This window comes from Nocardioides lacusdianchii, assembly GCF_020102855.1.
Lineage (GTDB): Bacteria > Actinomycetota > Actinomycetes > Propionibacteriales > Nocardioidaceae > Nocardioides > Nocardioides lacusdianchii.
This window is the reverse complement of the sequence record NZ_JADHZD010000008.1, coordinates 79204-94359: the sequence shown is the minus strand read 5'-3', so window position 1 is coordinate 94359 and position 15156 is coordinate 79204. Positions and strand designations below refer to the sequence as shown.

Sequence of the window (15156 nt, the reverse complement as noted above, 5' to 3'; positions counted from 1 at the left end):
AGAAGTAGTGACCGTCACCACTGATTCAGTCCGCTCCGCGCTGGAGCAGGCGCCGCTCGACAAGGTGGAGAGCCACCTCCACCCGGCCGGCTCCTACGACGTCGCCGACCACCTGGTCCCGACCGGCCGCGAGGAGATCTGGCGCTTCACGCCGCTCAAGCGGCTCAAGGGCCTGCACGCCGACGCCCCGCTCGACGGGCGCAACACCCGCGCCACCTGGAACGCCCCCGAGGGCGCGAAGGTCGGCGTGGTGACCGGCGACGAGGCCACCTCGCTGCGAGGCGTCAGCGGCTGGGCGCCCAACACGCGCTTCACCGCCCGGATCCTCGCCGAGGTCCCGGCGACGCTGCTCGTGGACGTGCCGGCCGACACCGAGGTCTCCGAGCCGATCGTCATCGACGTCGACGGCACAGACGCCGACGTGACCAGCGGCGCCCACGTGGTGCTGCGCTTCGGCACCCACAGCAAGGCCGTCGTGGTGCTCAACCACACCGGCTCGGCCGCGGTCGCGGCCGTCGTCGAGGTGGTCGTGGCCGACGGAGCCGACGCCTCGGTCGTCTCGATCCAGGACTGGGCCGACGACGCCGTGCACCTCTCGCACCACCAGGCGCGCGTGGGTCGCGACGCGTCCTACAAGCACGCCGCGATCTCCTTCGGTGGCGACGTGGTGCGCATGGACGCCAACGTGACCTACGACGGCCCCGGCGGCTCCGCCGAGCTGCTCGGTCTCTACTTCGCCGACGCCGGCCAGCACATCGAGCACCGGATCTTCGCCGACCACACCGCGCCGCGCACGAAGTCGCACGCCGTCTACAAGGGCGCGCTGCAGGGCGAGAAGGCGCACACCGTGTGGGTCGGCAACGTGCTGATCCGCAAGGTCGCCGAGGGCATCGAGACCTACGAGGAGAACCGCAACCTCGTCCTCACCGACGGCTGCCAGGCCGACTCGATCCCCAACCTCGAGATCGAGACCGGCGAGATCGAGGGTGCTGGGCACGCCTCGGCCACGGCCCGCTTCGACGACGAGCAGCTGTTCTACCTCCAGGCGCGCGGGATCTCCGAGAAGGAGGCCCAGCGCCTGGTCGTCCACGGCTTCTTCAACGACCTCATCCGCAAGGTCGGCGTGCCCTCCATCGAGGAGCGGCTGCTGGCCACGGTCGAGGCGGAGCTGGCCAAGAACGTGCTGAAGGAGCTCTCCTGATGGGCTTCGAGCGCGTCTGCGCCCTCGACGAGGTGCCGACCGACCAGGCCCTGCCCGTCACCGTCGGCCGCTACGAGATCGCCATCGCCCGCGACGGCGACGAGGTCTTCGCGGTCGAGGACCTCTGCAGCCACGCCGAGGTCGCCCTGAGCCAGGGCGAGGTCGCCACCAACGACGGCGGCTGCCAGATCGAGTGCTGGCTGCACGGGTCGATGTTCGACCTGCGCACCGGCAAGCCGACCAACTTCCCCGCGACCGAGCCGGTCGCCACCTTCCCCGTCGACGTACGCGCCGGTGCCGACGGCACCAGCGACGTCTACGTCGACATCGAGACCACCCTGAACGGAGTCACCCCCGCATGAGCAAGCTCGTCATCACCGACCTGCACGTCACCGTCGACACCGAGGACGGCCCCAAGGAGATCCTCAAGGGCGTCACGCTGACCATCAACGACGGCGAGACGCACGCCATCATGGGCCCCAACGGCTCCGGCAAGTCGACCCTGGCCTACTCCATCGCCGGCCACCCGAAGTACACGATCACCGGCGGCTCGGTCACCCTCGACGGCCAGGACGTGCTGTCGCTCTCGGTCGACGAGCGCGCCCGCGCCGGGCTCTTCCTCGCGATGCAGTACCCCGTCGAGGTCCCCGGCGTCTCCGTGTCGAACTTCCTCCGCACCGCCAAGACCGCCATCGACGGCGAGGCGCCCAAGCTGCGCACCTGGGTCAAGGACGTCAACGCGGCCCTGGAGCAGCTGAACCTCGACCCGACCTTCGGCACCCGCAACGTCAACGAGGGCTTCTCCGGTGGTGAGAAGAAGCGCCACGAGATCGCGCAGCTCGAGCTGCTCGACCCCAAGGTCGCCGTCCTCGACGAGACCGACTCCGGCCTCGACATCGACGCGCTGAAGATCGTCTCCGAGGGCGTCAACCGCTTCCGGGCGCGCGAGGGCAAGGGCGTCCTGCTGATCACCCACTACACCCGCATCCTGCGCTACATCGAGCCCGACCACGTCCACGTCTTCGTCGACGGCAAGGTCGCCGCGTCCGGCGGCAAGGAGCTCGCCGACGAGCTCGAGGCCAACGGCTACGACAAGTACCTCAGCAAGGCCGCGTCGGTCTGATCCGGCCACGCCAACGCACCGAAGGGAGACCATGATGGAAGGACTGCTTCCGGATCTCGACGTGATCCGCAAGGACTTCCCGATCCTCGAGCGCACGCTCGCGGGCGGAGTGCCGCTGGTCTACCTCGACAGCGCCAACACCTCGCAGAAGCCGCAGGTCGTCATCGACACGATGGTCGACCACCTCGAGCGCCACAACGCCAACATCGCCCGCGCCATGCACCAGCTCGGCGCGGAGTCGACCGAGGCCTACGAGGGCGCTCGCGACAAGGTGGCGGCCTTCCTCAACGCGCCGTCGCGCAACGAGGTGGTCTTCACCAAGAACGCCACCGAGGCGCTCAACCTGCTGGCGCGCACGATCGAGCTCGGCCCCGGCGACAACGTCGTCATCACCGAGATGGAGCACCACTCCAACATCGTGTCGTGGCAATTGGCCTGCGAGCGCTCCGGCGCGGAGCTGCGCTGGTTCGGGCTGACCGACGAGGGGGAGCTCGACCTGGGCAACGCCGACCAGCTCGTCGACGAGAACACCAAGGTCCTGGCCTTCACGTGGGTCTCCAACATGCTCGGCACGATCAACCCGGTGACCGACCTCGTCGAGCGCGCCCGCGCCTTCGGCGCGCTGTCGGTGATCGACGCCTCCCAGGCCGCGCCGCAGCTCCCGGTCGACGTGCAGGCCGTCGGCTGCGACTTCCTGGTCTTCACCGGCCACAAGGTCTGCGGCCCGACCGGCATCGGCGTGCTGTGGGGTCGTGAGGACCTGCTCAACGCGCTCCCGCCCTTCCACGGCGGCGGCGAGATGATCGAGACCGTGACCATGGCGCGCTCGACGTACGCCAAGGTGCCCCACCGCTTCGAGGCCGGCACCCCGCCGATCGTCGAGGCGGTCGGGCTGGGCTGCGCGGTCGACTACCTCGGCCACATCGGGCTCGACGCGATCCACGCCCACGAGCAGGCGATCACGGCGTACGCCCTCGAGGGGCTCCAGACCGTGCCCGGGCTGCGGGTGATGGGTCCGCTCGACGCCACGCGGCGCGGCGGCGCGATCTCCTTCGAGCTCGACGGCGTCCACCCCCACGACATCGCCCAGGTGCTCGACTCGCGCGGTGTCGCCGTGCGCGCCGGCCACCACTGCGCCAAGCCCGCGCACGCCCGCTTCGGCGTGCAGAGCTCGACGCGGATGTCGTCCTACCTCTACACGACGCCGGCGGAGATCGACGCGCTCGTGGAGGGCCTCCACCACACCCGCAGCTACTTCAAGGTGGGATGAACCGATGAGTGCCGAGCTGGACTCGCTCTACCAGGAGATCATCCTGGACCACTACAAGAACCCGCACCACAAGGGACTGAGGGGCGACCCGTCCTCCGCCGGCACTGCCGAGGTGCACCACGTGAACCCCACGTGCGGCGACGAGGTCACCCTGCGCGTGCACCTGGCCGACGGCGCGGAGGGTCGCGTCGTGCAGGACGTGTCCTACGACGCGGTCGGGTGCTCGATCTCCCAGGCGTCGACGTCGGTGATGGCCGACCTCGTGATCGGCAAGCCGGTCGACGAGGCGATGTCGATCCACCAGACCTTCCTCGAGCTCATGCAGGGCAAGGGACAGGTGGAGCCCGACGAGGACGTCCTCGAGGACGGCATCGCGTTCGCCGGTGTCGCCAAGTTCCCCGCGCGCGTGAAGTGCGCGCTGCTCTCCTGGATGGCGTGGAAGGACGCGACCGCCCAGGCCCAATCAGATTCGGCCCAGACCGGAGGAGTCACCCATGACTGACCAGCAGATCGACCACAGCGACCTGCCCGAGGTGCCCGAGGCGAGCGCCGGAGGCGGCACGTCGACGGTGACCGTCGACGACGTCACCGAGGCGATGAAGGACGTCGTCGACCCCGAGCTGGGGATCAACGTCGTCGACCTCGGCCTCGTCTACGACGTGCACCTCGACGAGCACGCCAACGCCGTCCTCGACATGACGCTGACGTCGGCCGCCTGCCCGCTGACCGACGTCATCATGGACCAGACCAACGCCGCCCTCGAGGGCCTCGTCAACGACGTGGCGATCAACTGGGTCTGGATGCCGCCGTGGGGTCCGGACAAGATCACCGACGACGGCCGCGAGCAGCTGCGCGCCCTCGGCTTCAACGTCTGAGGTCGGTCGGGCGCGGAGCGCCTGACCGAACCCGAAGAGGTCGAGCGAGCCCCGCGGGTGAGCTTGCGAACCCGCGACGGGCGGGTCGAGACCCGGCGACCCGGCATAAGGCCCGCCGTGGTCAAGGCGCTCCTGACCTGCGGATATTCCGTGGCGGAGGGGGTGCTCGGGGGCGCACACTCCATCCGTGCTCAACCCCCACCCCACGCGCTACGCCGAGCTCAACGGCGTGCTCCACGTGCTCGTCACCGGCGCCCGGCAGGCGCTGGGGGAGTCGTTCGTGGGTGCATACCTGCAGGGCTCGTTCGCGCTCGGCGCGGGTGACCTGCACAGCGACTGCGACTTCGTCGTCGTGGTGCGGGATCGTCCCGACGCCGCGCAGGAGGCGGCGCTGCGGGCGCTGCACCGGGACCTGCCGCACCGCGAGGGGCACTGGTTCGGCCACCTCGAGGGGTCCTACGCCGTCGCCGCCGACCTGCGCTCGATCAAGGGCCTGGGTCGGGAGTGGCTCTACGTCGACCACGGTCACGACGAGATGACGTGGTCCACCCACTGCAACCAGCCGTGGACCCGTTGGGTCCTGCGCGAGCACGGCATCACGCTCGTCGGTCCGTGTCCCGCCGAGGTGGTCGGGGAGGTGCCCGACGAGGTGCTGCGTGAGGGCGCGCGCGCAGGTCTCGCGAGCCTCGTCGACGACATCGCGTCCTGGTGCTCCGCGGACGTCGCGTGGTGCCAGCGCTACCTCGTCGTCCAGGCCAGCCGCAGCCTCTACACCGTCCGCACCGGCGAGGTCGCGAGCAAGCGGGACGCACTGCGCTGGGCGATGGTGCACGGTGACCCGCGGTTTCGACCGCTGCTCCAGCAGGTGCTGGCCGACCGCGACCTCGGCCTGGACCCGCAGGCCGCACCGCGCCCCGGCTCGATGGAGGCCGCGCGGGACTTCGCGGCGTACGTCGCTGCCGTGGCCTGAGCGGATCGGGGTCGGCTCGCTAGGCTCCGGTCATGGATGAGCCCGAGGTCGACCTGTCCGAGACCGACTTCGACCACGAGGAGCTCCGCGTCTTCTGGGAGCTCGCCCGCTTCCACGCCAAGCTCAACGCGGCGCCGTCCTACTTCGGGCCGACCACGCTGGAGTCGGTGCCGCCGCCGGCGTGGGCGTACGGCGACTCCGCGCAGGAGTCCGACGCGTTCGTCGAGCAGGTGCTGGCCGACGAGCGCGGTGAGACGACGGCCGACGCCGCGGACTACCTCGGCGACCTGCCGCAGGTGGGTGTGCTGTCGATCCTGTGCGACGGCTCCGGTGTGCCGCGCGCGCTGGTGGAGGTCAGCGAGGTCCGCACGACCGGCGACGAGGTCGTCGAGGCGTTCCGGGTCGTCTACCGCGCCTGAGTGCCTCGCCCGGGTGTGGGAGAGTCCTCGCATGGCCGAGCGGATGACCTACCTCCTCGTCGACGGGGAGAACATCGACGCCACCCTGGGCACCTCGATCCTGGGGCGGCGCCCCCGGCCCGAGGAGCGGCCCCGGTGGGACCGGCTGCTGGAGTGGGCCGAGCGGGCCTTCGACCAGGACGTCACCGGTCTGTTCTTCCTGGCCGCCACCACCGAGATGCCGATCAGCTTCGTGCAGGCGCTCCTCGCGATCGGCTTCAAGCCGGTCCCGCTGAGCGGTGAGGGCAAGATCGTCGACATCGCGATCCAGCGCACCGCCGAGGCGCTCGTCGACCGTGACGCCGACGTCGTGCTGGTCAGTCACGACGGTGACTTCGTCGACCAGGTGGCCCAGCTGTGCGACGGCTCACGGCAGGTCGGCGTCATCGGCTTCACCGAGTTCATCAACTCGCAGTTCCGCAACCTGCCGGGCCTGCGGATCTTCGACCTCGAGTACGACCTCGGCGCCTTCAACACCCCGCTGCCGCGCGTGCGGATCATCCCGATCGACCAGTTCGACCCGCTCGACTTCCTCTGAGGCGGGACGGCGGGCGCCGTCCGGGCACCGAGCCCGGGTCGACGCCCGCCGCAGCCGTCACGGCTTCGCGCGGACCTTCGTCACCCAGTAGTCGGTGTCGGGGGTCGCGGTGGTGCCGAAGCGCGCGTTGGGCAGGTAGAGCTTCCCGCCGAACTTCGCGACCGTGGTCGGCACGTCGAAGCTCGTCGACTCGGCGAGGTCGTCGGCGGTGATGGTGCGCACGAGCTCGCCGCTGGACCCGGTGCGGTCGAGGCGGATCACGGCGATCTCGTTGATGCGGTTGCGCACGACGTAGAGCAGCCGGCCGTGGCGGAGCATGCCGTCGCCCATGGTGAGCGAGGCGCCACCGAGGTCCACCGCGGTCGCGACACCGGTCGACGGGTCGACGCGGTAGAGCACGCCGGTGCCGGAGTTGATGACGAGCAGGTCGCCGCCGGTGGGGGTGGTGCTGATGCCGTTGGCGCCGAAGCCGGTGCCCTGCACCCACTCGCCGGTCAGGGGGAGCGTCGTCGCCGTCGCAGCAGCAGCGCCCTTCGCGTCGCGTGCGACGCGGTAGAGCTGCGGCAGGCCGGAGTCGGTGAACCACGCGGCCTGCTTGGTGAGGACCACGTCGTTGACGAAGGCGCCGTCGAGGTCGTAGTCGGTGACGTCGCCGGAGCGGGTCTCGACCACGCGGGCCGTGCCGGAGTCACCGCCGGCGACGAAGAGCCGGGCGCGACGGTCGGACTTGAGGCCGACGGCGGGGGTGCCGGTGCCGTCGACGACGACCTCGCCCTCGCCGGTGCGCAGCGAGACGCGGTAGATGTCGCCGTCCGCGAGCGACCCGAGCCAGGCCTTCGCGCCGGGACCGATCGCGATGCCCTCCGGCTCGAAGCCGTCGGGCAGCTCGATGCGTGAGGGGAACGGCTTGTCGCGCTCGGCGGGTGCCGCGGACGCGGGGGACGTCGCGGTCAGGGCGCTGAGCCCGAGGACGGCGGTGAGGGCGGGGACGAGGATGCGGCGCACGGTGGGACCTCCCGGAAGTGGTGGATCTCCGACTGTAACCACGGGAGCGAAGGGGGTGAGGCTCGTCCTCAGACGCCGAAGATCGTCGCCAGCGTCAAGAACACGGCGCCGAACCCCGCCAGCGCGGGCGGCCCCGCCCCCCACGCGATCGCGCGCTGCTGCCCCGTGTCTGCGCCGGCGGCAGCGAGGTGGGACCTCCAGGTCGTGTACGCCGTGAAGTCGATGGGCGCCATCGCCAGGACCACGGGTGCGTAGGCCAGCATGGCCGGCCCCGAGAGCAGCAGGGCCCACAGCGGGTGGCCGAGCCCGGTCGCCAGCAGGTCGCCGAGCCACGCGACGACACTGTAGATCGCCAGCAGGAGGGTCGACCTGATGAACGACACCGGACCCGCCGCCGCTCCCAGGTCCCGCGCGCCGTCCACCCACCACGTCGCGAGGCGGTGCTCGTAGTCGAGGCGGTCCCCCAGCACGAACGCCCAGCCGATCAGGCCCACCGAGATGATCCCGATGTAGACCCAGCCGGTCACGACGCCACCGCGGGACGCGGGGCGACGGGAGGACCCGGTGCGTGCATGACGGGGACCATAGACGAGGTGGGCGGGACGCGGACACCTCCTCGCGAGGCACAACGGCTAGGTTCGGCCCGTGCCCCACGTCCTCGTCCCCGCCGCCCGCTGGCCACGATGGGTCGACAACTTCACGACCGGCCACGGCGACACCGACCTGCAGGTCCGGGACGGCGACCTGTCGGGGCGCGCCGCGGACGGCTCGCACTTCACCGCCCACCTGCCGTTCGCGACGGCGTACGCCGGACCGGTCGACGCCACCGCTTTCGCCGAGGCCGCCGTGCCGCCGGGGGAGTGGGGCGTCCTGCTGGTGCGCAAGGGCGGCTTCGCCGTCGCCCGCCTGCGCGGCACCGGTCTCGTCGGGCACAAGATCGGCCAGCGCCACGTGCAGGGTCGCACCAAGGCGGGCGGCCAGAGCCAGCAGCGCTTCGCGCGCCGACGCGACAACCAGGCGCGGCAGGCCTACGAGGCGGCGGCCGAGCACGCCGCGCGGATCCTCGCCGGCGTCGGGCCGGTCGTGACCGGGGGCGACCACGGCGCGGTCGAAGCGGTGCTGACCGACCCGCGGCTGGCGCGGCTCACGGTCGTCGAGCCGTGGCTGGCCGTGCCCGACCCCCGGCGCGCGGTGCTCGACCAGGCGGTCCTCGACGCGCAGGCGATCCGCGTCGAGGTCATCAACGCCGGCTGACCTGCGCGCGATCCTGCGCCGCAGCGACCGCGGGGTGCGCTAGGTTCGCGCCCATGGACGGCTCCCGCTGGCAGCCCGAGCCCGGGTGGCGAGCCCTCCCCGGTGCCGGACCGGCCACCGCCGGGGTCTGGTCGGCCAGCATCGGCGGGCGTGACGTGGTGGTCAAGCGGCTGCAGGCTCCGGACCCGTACGCCGCCGGTGGCGCCCTCGCGCCACGCGACGTGAACTACTGGCGGCGCGCTGCCGACGTCGCGCTCAGCGGCGTGGTCGCCGGTTCGCCGGGGCTGCGCGAGGCGGGCGTCGTACGAGTCGAGGAGGACGACGAGGGCGTCACGCTCGTCCACGAGCGCGTCGAGCACCACGACGCGCCCGGCCTCTGGCTCGCCGCCTGCCTCGGTCGCTTCGCAGCCGTCGACCTGGGAGAGCACCCGTGGCTCGCCCGCGACCAGCTCCGCACCCGACTGGCGCTGGTCGACCGACGCGGAGGATGGCGCACCCTCGCCCGCACGCCCGTCGCCGACATCGCCGACCACCTCTGGCGGCACCGCGAGCCCTGGCTCGACCGCTGTGACGCGCTGCCGCAGGTCGCCCAGCACGGCGACCCCTCCGCGGCCAACATCCCCGGGCGCGTGCCCGAGGGCGAGGGTGCGATCGCCATCGACTGGGCCCACCTGGGACGTGGACCGGTCGGCTCCGACCTGGGCTACCTCTCCCTCGCGACCCGCGAGGACGTCGAGCCGCTCGTGGAGGCGTACGTCGACGCGCTGCCGGCAGGCCTGGCCACCATCGAGCAGGTGATGACAGGCGCCCGGGTGATGGCGGTCTACACCGCGCTCACCCGCCTGGACTGGGCCCTGGCGCGCGTCGCCGACGGTAATGGAGCCCTGGTCGGGAAGTTCCGCCACCCGGCCGTCGCCCCTTACATCCGTGCGATGCAGCGCCAGGTCACCCAGATCGAGGCGCTGCTCGCCTGAGGGTGCCGCGGCTCAGAGGTCGCTGGCCGAGAAGGTGTCGCACGCCTCGAGCGAGCCCTCCTCGTAGCCACGGGTGAACCACGCCATCCGCTGCTCCGACGAGCCGTGCGTCCAGCCCTCGGGGTCGACGCCCTGCCCGGACTTCTGCTGGATCCGGTCGTCGCCCACGGCCTTGGCGGAGTCGAGCGCCTCTTCAATGTCGGCAGGGTCGAGAGTGATCAGCTCGCTGTCCTCGGCGTGGGCCGTCCACATCCCGGCGTAGCAGTCGGCCTGGAGCTCGAGGCGTACGGCGTCGGAGTCAGCGCCCTGCTGGGTGCGGACCCGGCCCATGGTGCCCATCAGGTTCTGCACGTGGTGGCCGTACTCGTGGGCGAGGACGTAGGGCTCGACGAAGTCGCCGCCCTGGCCGCCGAGCTGGCCTTCGAGGACGTCGGCGAAGAAGGTGGTGTCGAGGTAGATGCCCTGGTCGGGCGGGCAGTAGAACGGTCCGACCTGCGAGGAGGCCTGGCCGCAGCCGGTGGGCACGGCGCCGCTGAAGGTCGTCATCGACGCGGGGGAGAACTGGGTGTCCGACTGGCTGGGCAGCGTGTCGGCCCAGTAGTCGACGAGCGAGTTCTCGACCGCCACCCGCGCGCAGTCCACGTCGGTGTTGGCGTCGTCGCCTGTCTTGCAGTTGTCGTAGCGCTCGGTGTCCTGCATCCGGCTGGTGTCGGTGCCCGACGAGGTGCCGCCGCCGGGGCTCGGGAGCCCGCCGCCGGCGCACTGCTGCAGGATGAGGAAGAGGATGACGATCAGCACCGCACCGATGCCGCCACCGGCCTTGGTCCCGCCGGGCAGCGGGATGCGCATCGGACCGCCGGAGGCGCCACCGCCGCCACCGTCGCGGACGCGAGAGGTGTCGAGACGGGCCTTCGGGTTGAAGCGCATGGGTGGTGCCTTTCCGCAGGTCGTGACGGTCGGAGCGACCACAGCGCAGATTAGCGCCTGCGCCGCCGATGGGGCTCCTGCCTCCACCCCTTCGTAGGATGTGGCCCGATGATCACCGCCCAGAAGCTCGAGGTCAGAGCCGGCGCGCGGCTCCTCATGGAGGACGTCACCTTCCGCATCGCCGCGGGCGACAAGGTGGGCCTCGTGGGGCGCAACGGCGCCGGCAAGACGACCCTCACCCGCATCCTCGCCGGCGAGGGCACCCCCGCCGACGGGCAGGTGCTCCGCAGCGGCGAGGTCGGCTACCTCCCGCAGGACCCGCGCGTCGGCGACCCCGAGGTCATCGCGCGCGACCGGATCCTGTCCGCGCGCGGCCTCGACGAGGTCGTACGCCGCCTGCGCGACGCCGAGGTCGACATGGCCGACCCCGACCCCAAGGTCCACGAGCGCGGCATGAAGCGCTGGGCCCGCGCCGACGCCGAGCTTCACGCCGGTGGTGGCTACGCCGCCGAGTCCGAGGCCGCGCAGATGGCCGCAGCCCTCGGCATCGAGGAGCGCATCCTCGCCCAGCCGATCGGCACCCTCTCCGGTGGCCAGCGCCGCCGGGTCGAGCTCGCGCGCATCCTCTTCTCGGGCGCCGAGATCATGCTGCTCGACGAGCCCACCAACCACCTCGACGCCGACTCGATCGTGTGGCTGCGCGACTTCCTCAAGGCGCACCGCGGCGGGTTCGTGGTCATCAGCCACGACAACGCCCTGCTCGAGGCGACCGTCAACAAGGTCTTCCACCTCGACGCCAACCGTGCCGTCATCGACGTCTACAACATGGGCTGGCACAACTACCTCACCCAGCGCGAGGACGACGAGAAGCGCCGCAAGCGCGAGCGCTCGAACGCCGAGAACAAGGCCAAGGTGCTCACCGACCAGGCCAACAAGATGCGCGCCAAGGCCACCAAGGCCCAGGCCGCGCAGTCGATGCTCAAGCGCGCCGAGAAGATGATGGCCGGCATCGAGGGCGAGCGCACGGCCGACAAGGTGGCGCGGATCGCCTTCCCCGAGCCCGCCCCGTGCGGCAAGACGCCGCTCATGGGCTCGGAGCTGTCGAAGTCCTACGGCTCGCTCGAGGTCTTCACCGCCGTCGACCTCGCGATCGACCGTGGCAGCCGCGTGGTCATCCTAGGCCTCAACGGCGCCGGCAAGACCACGATGCTGCGCATCCTGGCCGGCGTCGACCAGCCCGACACCGGCGAGGTCGTGCCGGGCTACGGCCTCAAGATGGGCTACTACGCCCAGGAGCACGAGACGCTCGACGTCAACCGCACGGTGCTGGAGAACATGCACAGCGCGGCTCCGGAGCTCACCGACACCCAGGCGCGCTCGGTGCTCGGCTCGTTCCTCTTCTCCGGAGACGACGCCCACAAGCCCGCCGGTGTGCTGTCCGGCGGGGAGAAGACCCGCCTCGCCCTGGCGATCCTGGTCGTCTCCAGCGCCAACGTGCTGCTGCTCGACGAGCCCACCAACAACCTCGACCCCGCCTCCCGCGAGGAGGTGCTCCACGCGATCCGCAGCTACACCGGCGCGATCATCCTCGTCACGCACGACGAGGGCGCGGTGCGGGCGCTCGACCCTGACCGGGTGCTGCTGCTGCCCGACGGCGACGAGGACCTGTGGAACGAGGACTACGCCGACCTGGTGTCGCTCGCCTGACCTGCTGTCGGTGGTTGAGGTGCGAGCGCAGCGAGCCTCGAAACCACTGTTACCCGTGAGTAGTAACCTCGGTGCATGACTCCCGCAGACCTCGCCGCCGTCGGACTCCGCCTCGACATCGAGGGCCCGGTGGCGACGGTGACGCTCGACCGTCCCGACGTGCGCAACGCCCAGACGCCGGCGATGTGGATCGCGCTCGGCGAGATCGGGCGCACCCTGCCCGACGACGTACGCGTCGTGGTGGTGACGGGGGAGGGCGACACGTTCTCCGCGGGCCTGGACCGGGCGATGCTCGACCCGTCGACGGCGGGCCAGGAGAGCGTCGTCGGCCTGCTCGCGCTCAGCGACGAGGAGGCCTCTGCGCGGATCGACGAGTTCCAGGGCGGCTTCACCTGGCTGCGCGACCCGCGCTTCGTCTCGATCGCCAAGGTGCGCGGCTATGCCATCGGTGCGGGCTTCCAGCTCGCGCTGTCGTGCGACCTGCGGGTGGTGGCCGACGACGCCAAGTTCTCCATGAAGGAGTCCGCCCTCGGTCTCGTGCCCGACCTCACCGGCACCAAGCCGCTGGTCGAGCACGTCGGCTATGCCCGCGCGCTCGAGATCTGCGCCACCGCGCGGGTGGTCGGGGCCGAGGAAGCGGTGCGGATCGGCCTGGCGACCTCGGCGGTGCCGTCGGCCGACCTCGACGCCGCGGTCGCCGACCTCGCCGCGGCCCTCACGGCACCGATGCCCGGGGTCGTCCCCGAGACCAAGGCCCTGCTCCAGGGGGCGGGGGAGCGCGACCTCGACGAGCAGCGCCGCCTCGAGCGCGAGGCGCAGGTACGCCGCTTCCGCGCCGTCGCGGCCGCCCTCGCCGGCTGATCGTCGTACCCCTCAGGAACACTGGGGTCGATGCGGGCGTTCTGCCTGCGTCGGACGGGCTGAGGGAGTGGACGCATGTCGATGGGACCGGGAGCGGGAGGACCGCCGTGGCGGCACCTGCGCAGTGACCGGAGCGTCGTCGACAACAAGATCGAGCGCCGCACGCTGCGCCGGGTCCTGACCTTCGCGAGACCGCACCGAAAGCTGATCGCGGGCTTCCTCGCCGTGACCGTGGTCGACGCCGCGCTGGTCGTCGCGCCGCCGCTGCTGCTGAAGATGATCATCGACGACGGCGTCAGCTCCGGCGACACCTCGCTGGTGGTGTGGCTGGCCCTGCTGGTCGCGCTCGTCGCGATCGTGGACTCCGGGTTCGGCCTCATCACCGGGTGGCTCTCCAGCCGCATCGGCGAGGGCCTGATCTACGACCTCCGCACGCAGGTGTTCGCCCACGTGCAGCGCCAGTCGCTCGCCTTCTTCACCCGCACCCAGACCGGCGCACTCGTCAGTCGGCTCAACAACGACGTCATCGGCGCCCAACGCGCCTTCACCTCCACGCTCCAGGGCACCGTCTCCAACGTGATCTCCGCCGTCGTCGTCGGCGTGACGATGCTCTTCCTCAGCTGGCCGGTCACGGTGCTGTGCCTGGCACTGTTCCCGATCCTGCTGATCGCCTCGCGCCTCGTCGGCGCGCGCCTGGCCGACCTGTCCCGCGCGCAGATGGACGGCAACGCCGACCTGGGCAACGCCATGACCGAGCGCTTCAACGTCGGCGGCGCGATGCTGCTCAAGCTCTTCGGCCGCCGTGACGTCGAGGACGTGGCCTACGCGCAGAAGGCGGCGGTCGTGCGCGACCTCGGCATCCGGATCTCCCTGCTGACCCGCATCTTCTTCGCCGCCATGACGCTGGTGCCGTCGCTCGCCACGGCACTCGTCTACGGCATCGGCGGCTACCTCGCGATCCAGGGCGACCTGTCCGTCGGCACGATCGTCGCCCTCGGGGTCCTGCTCACCCGCCTGCTCGGCCCGCTGCAGGGGCTCTCCAACGTGCGCATCGACGTGATGACCGCCCTCGTGAGCTTCGACCGGGTCTTCGAGGTCCTCGACCTGCCGTCGCTGATCCAGGAGAAGCCCGACGCCGTCGCGCTGGCGCCCAGCGCCTCGAAGCTCGAGTTCGACCACGTCGCCTTCACCTACCCCCGCGCCGACCAGATCTCGCTCGCCTCGCTCGAGACCGTGGCGCGCACCGAGTCGCGCGACACCGGGCAGGTGCTCCACGACGTCACGTTCACAGCCGAGCCGGGACAGATGGTCGCGCTCGTCGGTCCCTCCGGCGCCGGCAAGACCACTGTCACGCACCTCGTCGCGCGCCTCTACGACGTCGAGTCCGGTGCCGTGCGGGTGGGCGGCCACGACGTGCGCGACGTGACGCTGCAGTCGCTGGAGGACGTCGTCGGCTACGTCACCCAGGACGCGCACATGTTCCACGACACCATCCGGGCCAACCTGCTCTACGCCCGCCCCGGCGCCGACGACACCGACGTGTGGGCGGCGCTCGAGGCGGCGCAGATCGCCACGCTGGTGAAGTCGCTGCCCGACGGGCTCGACACGGTCGTCGGCGACCGCGGCTACCGCCTCAGCGGCGGCGAGCGCCAGCGTCTGGCCATCGCGAGGTTGCTCCTCAAGGCGCCCGCCATCGTGGTCCTCGACGAGGCGACCGCCCACCTCGACAGCGAGTCCGAGGCAGCCGTCCAGCAGGCCCTCGACGCCGCGCTCGAGGGGCGTACGTCCCTCGTGATCGCCCACCGGCTCTCGACGGTCCGCAACGCCGACCTCATTCTCGTCCTCGAGGACGGGCGGGTCGTCCAGCAGGGGACCCACGCCGAGCTGCTGGCCGCGGGCGGCCTCTACGCCACCCTCCACGCGACCCAGTTCCGCGAGGGCAGGACCGAGTCCACCGTCGCTGGTTGAGGTGCGAACGCAGCGAGCCTCGAAA

At 71.3% G+C, this 15156-nt stretch carries 17 protein-coding genes; 14 read left to right on the top strand and 3 right to left on the bottom strand.

Features of this window, described 5'->3' with window-relative positions:
• The first annotated feature begins 7 nt into the window (after positions 1-7).
• The 9 genes from sufD to IRX98_RS13095 all read left to right on the top strand — a co-directional run bounded on the left by sufD (position 8) and on the right by IRX98_RS13095 (position 6435).
• On the top strand, positions 8-1201 hold the full coding sequence (gene sufD, locus IRX98_RS13135) for a Fe-S cluster assembly protein SufD (protein ID WP_224277416.1): 1194 nt from the start codon (positions 8-10) through the stop codon (positions 1199-1201).
• Positions 1201-1563, top strand: a complete 363-nt coding sequence (locus IRX98_RS13130; protein WP_224277414.1) for a non-heme iron oxygenase ferredoxin subunit — start codon at positions 1201-1203, stop codon at positions 1561-1563. Before sufD ends, IRX98_RS13130 begins: the two co-directional genes overlap by 1 nt.
• The gene (gene sufC / locus IRX98_RS13125; RefSeq protein ID WP_224277412.1) at positions 1560-2324 is read left to right on the top strand and encodes a Fe-S cluster assembly ATPase SufC; all 765 of its coding nucleotides are present in this window, start codon (positions 1560-1562) and stop codon (positions 2322-2324) included. Before IRX98_RS13130 ends, sufC begins: the two co-directional genes overlap by 4 nt.
• Positions 2325-2358: 34 nt before the next feature.
• Positions 2359-3594, top strand: coding sequence for a cysteine desulfurase (locus IRX98_RS13120; protein WP_372456083.1), 1236 nt, complete (start codon positions 2359-2361; stop codon positions 3592-3594).
• 4 nt (positions 3595-3598) lie between these two features.
• Positions 3599-4096 carry a Fe-S cluster assembly sulfur transfer protein SufU gene (gene sufU, locus IRX98_RS13115; RefSeq protein ID WP_224277410.1) on the top strand — a complete coding sequence of 166 codons (498 nt, stop codon included), beginning with the start codon at positions 3599-3601 and terminating at the stop codon, positions 4094-4096.
• Complete coding sequence (locus IRX98_RS13110) at positions 4089-4469, top strand: metal-sulfur cluster assembly factor (RefSeq protein ID WP_224277408.1); 381 nt, start codon at positions 4089-4091, stop codon at positions 4467-4469. Before sufU ends, IRX98_RS13110 begins: the two co-directional genes overlap by 8 nt.
• 187 nt (positions 4470-4656) lie before the next feature.
• Complete coding sequence (locus IRX98_RS23495) at positions 4657-5439, top strand: aminoglycoside adenylyltransferase domain-containing protein (RefSeq protein WP_224277406.1); 783 nt, start codon at positions 4657-4659, stop codon at positions 5437-5439.
• Positions 5440-5471: 32 nt separating this feature from the next.
• Positions 5472-5858, top strand: a complete 387-nt coding sequence (locus IRX98_RS13100) for an ASCH domain-containing protein (RefSeq protein WP_224277404.1) — start codon at positions 5472-5474, stop codon at positions 5856-5858.
• Positions 5859-5889: 31 nt separating this feature from the next.
• Positions 5890-6435, top strand: coding sequence for an NYN domain-containing protein (locus IRX98_RS13095; protein ID WP_224277402.1), 546 nt, complete (start codon positions 5890-5892; stop codon positions 6433-6435).
• A gap of 57 nt (positions 6436-6492) precedes the next feature.
• Here the strand turns inward: IRX98_RS13095 and IRX98_RS13090 are convergent, their stop codons facing one another.
• Both IRX98_RS13090 and IRX98_RS13085 read right to left on the bottom strand, forming a co-directional pair.
• The gene (locus tag IRX98_RS13090; RefSeq protein ID WP_224277400.1) at positions 6493-7440 is read right to left on the bottom strand and encodes an SMP-30/gluconolactonase/LRE family protein; all 948 of its coding nucleotides are present in this window, start codon (positions 7438-7440) and stop codon (positions 6493-6495) included.
• A gap of 68 nt (positions 7441-7508) precedes the next feature.
• A complete protein-coding gene (locus IRX98_RS13085) occupies positions 7509-7967 on the bottom strand; it encodes a hypothetical protein (protein ID WP_224277398.1) in 459 nt (152 codons plus the stop codon).
• 118 nt (positions 7968-8085) lie between these two features.
• Here IRX98_RS13085 and IRX98_RS23105 point away from each other — a divergent pair, with 118 nt between their 5' ends.
• Positions 8086-8694, top strand: a complete 609-nt coding sequence (locus IRX98_RS23105; RefSeq protein WP_224277396.1) for an acVLRF1 family peptidyl-tRNA hydrolase — start codon at positions 8086-8088, stop codon at positions 8692-8694.
• Positions 8695-8747: 53 nt separating this feature from the next.
• On the top strand, positions 8748-9668 hold the full coding sequence (locus tag IRX98_RS13075) for a phosphotransferase (RefSeq protein ID WP_224277394.1): 921 nt from the start codon (positions 8748-8750) through the stop codon (positions 9666-9668).
• Between the two features lie 12 nt (positions 9669-9680).
• Here the strand turns inward: IRX98_RS13075 and ypfJ are convergent, their stop codons facing one another.
• On the bottom strand, positions 9681-10595 hold the full coding sequence (gene ypfJ / locus IRX98_RS13070; RefSeq protein WP_224277392.1) for a KPN_02809 family neutral zinc metallopeptidase: 915 nt from the start codon (positions 10593-10595) through the stop codon (positions 9681-9683).
• A 108-nt stretch (positions 10596-10703) separates the two neighbouring features.
• On the opposite strand from ypfJ, the gene IRX98_RS13065 reads away from it, so the two are divergent.
• The 3 genes from IRX98_RS13065 to IRX98_RS13055 all read left to right on the top strand — a co-directional run bounded on the left by IRX98_RS13065 (position 10704) and on the right by IRX98_RS13055 (position 15131).
• A complete protein-coding gene (locus IRX98_RS13065) occupies positions 10704-12302 on the top strand; it encodes an ABC-F family ATP-binding cassette domain-containing protein (RefSeq protein ID WP_224277389.1) in 1599 nt (532 codons plus the stop codon).
• A 75-nt stretch (positions 12303-12377) separates the two neighbouring features.
• Positions 12378-13163, top strand: coding sequence for an enoyl-CoA hydratase/isomerase family protein (locus tag IRX98_RS13060; RefSeq protein ID WP_224277387.1), 786 nt, complete (start codon positions 12378-12380; stop codon positions 13161-13163).
• 81 nt (positions 13164-13244) lie between these two features.
• Positions 13245-15131: an ABC transporter ATP-binding protein gene (locus IRX98_RS13055; RefSeq protein WP_443683701.1), complete on the top strand. Its 1887-nt coding sequence runs from the start codon at positions 13245-13247 to the stop codon at positions 15129-15131.
• Positions 15132-15156: the final 25 nt, after the last annotated feature.

What these genes read in the sequence shown, in the direction of transcription:
- IRX98_RS13130 (WP_224277414.1), top strand. Translation starts at nt 1,201, where the DNA reads ATGGGCTTCGAGCGCGTCTGCGCCCTCGACGAGGTGCCGACCGACCAG.
- sufC (WP_224277412.1), top strand. Translation starts at nt 1,560, where the DNA reads ATGAGCAAGCTCGTCATCACCGACCTGCACGTCACCGTCGACACCGAG.
- IRX98_RS13120 (WP_372456083.1), top strand. Translation starts at nt 2,359, where the DNA reads ATGGAAGGACTGCTTCCGGATCTCGACGTGATCCGCAAGGACTTCCCG.
- sufU (WP_224277410.1), top strand. Translation starts at nt 3,599, where the DNA reads ATGAGTGCCGAGCTGGACTCGCTCTACCAGGAGATCATCCTGGACCAC.
- IRX98_RS13110 (WP_224277408.1), top strand. Translation starts at nt 4,089, where the DNA reads ATGACTGACCAGCAGATCGACCACAGCGACCTGCCCGAGGTGCCCGAG.
- IRX98_RS13100 (WP_224277404.1), top strand. Translation starts at nt 5,472, where the DNA reads ATGGATGAGCCCGAGGTCGACCTGTCCGAGACCGACTTCGACCACGAG.
- IRX98_RS13095 (WP_224277402.1), top strand. Translation starts at nt 5,890, where the DNA reads ATGGCCGAGCGGATGACCTACCTCCTCGTCGACGGGGAGAACATCGAC.
- IRX98_RS13075 (WP_224277394.1), top strand. Translation starts at nt 8,748, where the DNA reads ATGGACGGCTCCCGCTGGCAGCCCGAGCCCGGGTGGCGAGCCCTCCCC.
- ypfJ (WP_224277392.1), bottom strand. Translation starts at nt 10,595, where the DNA reads ATGCGCTTCAACCCGAAGGCCCGTCTCGACACCTCTCGCGTCCGCGAC.
- IRX98_RS13065 (WP_224277389.1), top strand. Translation starts at nt 10,704, where the DNA reads ATGATCACCGCCCAGAAGCTCGAGGTCAGAGCCGGCGCGCGGCTCCTC.
- IRX98_RS13060 (WP_224277387.1), top strand. Translation starts at nt 12,378, where the DNA reads ATGACTCCCGCAGACCTCGCCGCCGTCGGACTCCGCCTCGACATCGAG.
- IRX98_RS13055 (WP_443683701.1), top strand. Translation starts at nt 13,245, where the DNA reads ATGGGACCGGGAGCGGGAGGACCGCCGTGGCGGCACCTGCGCAGTGAC.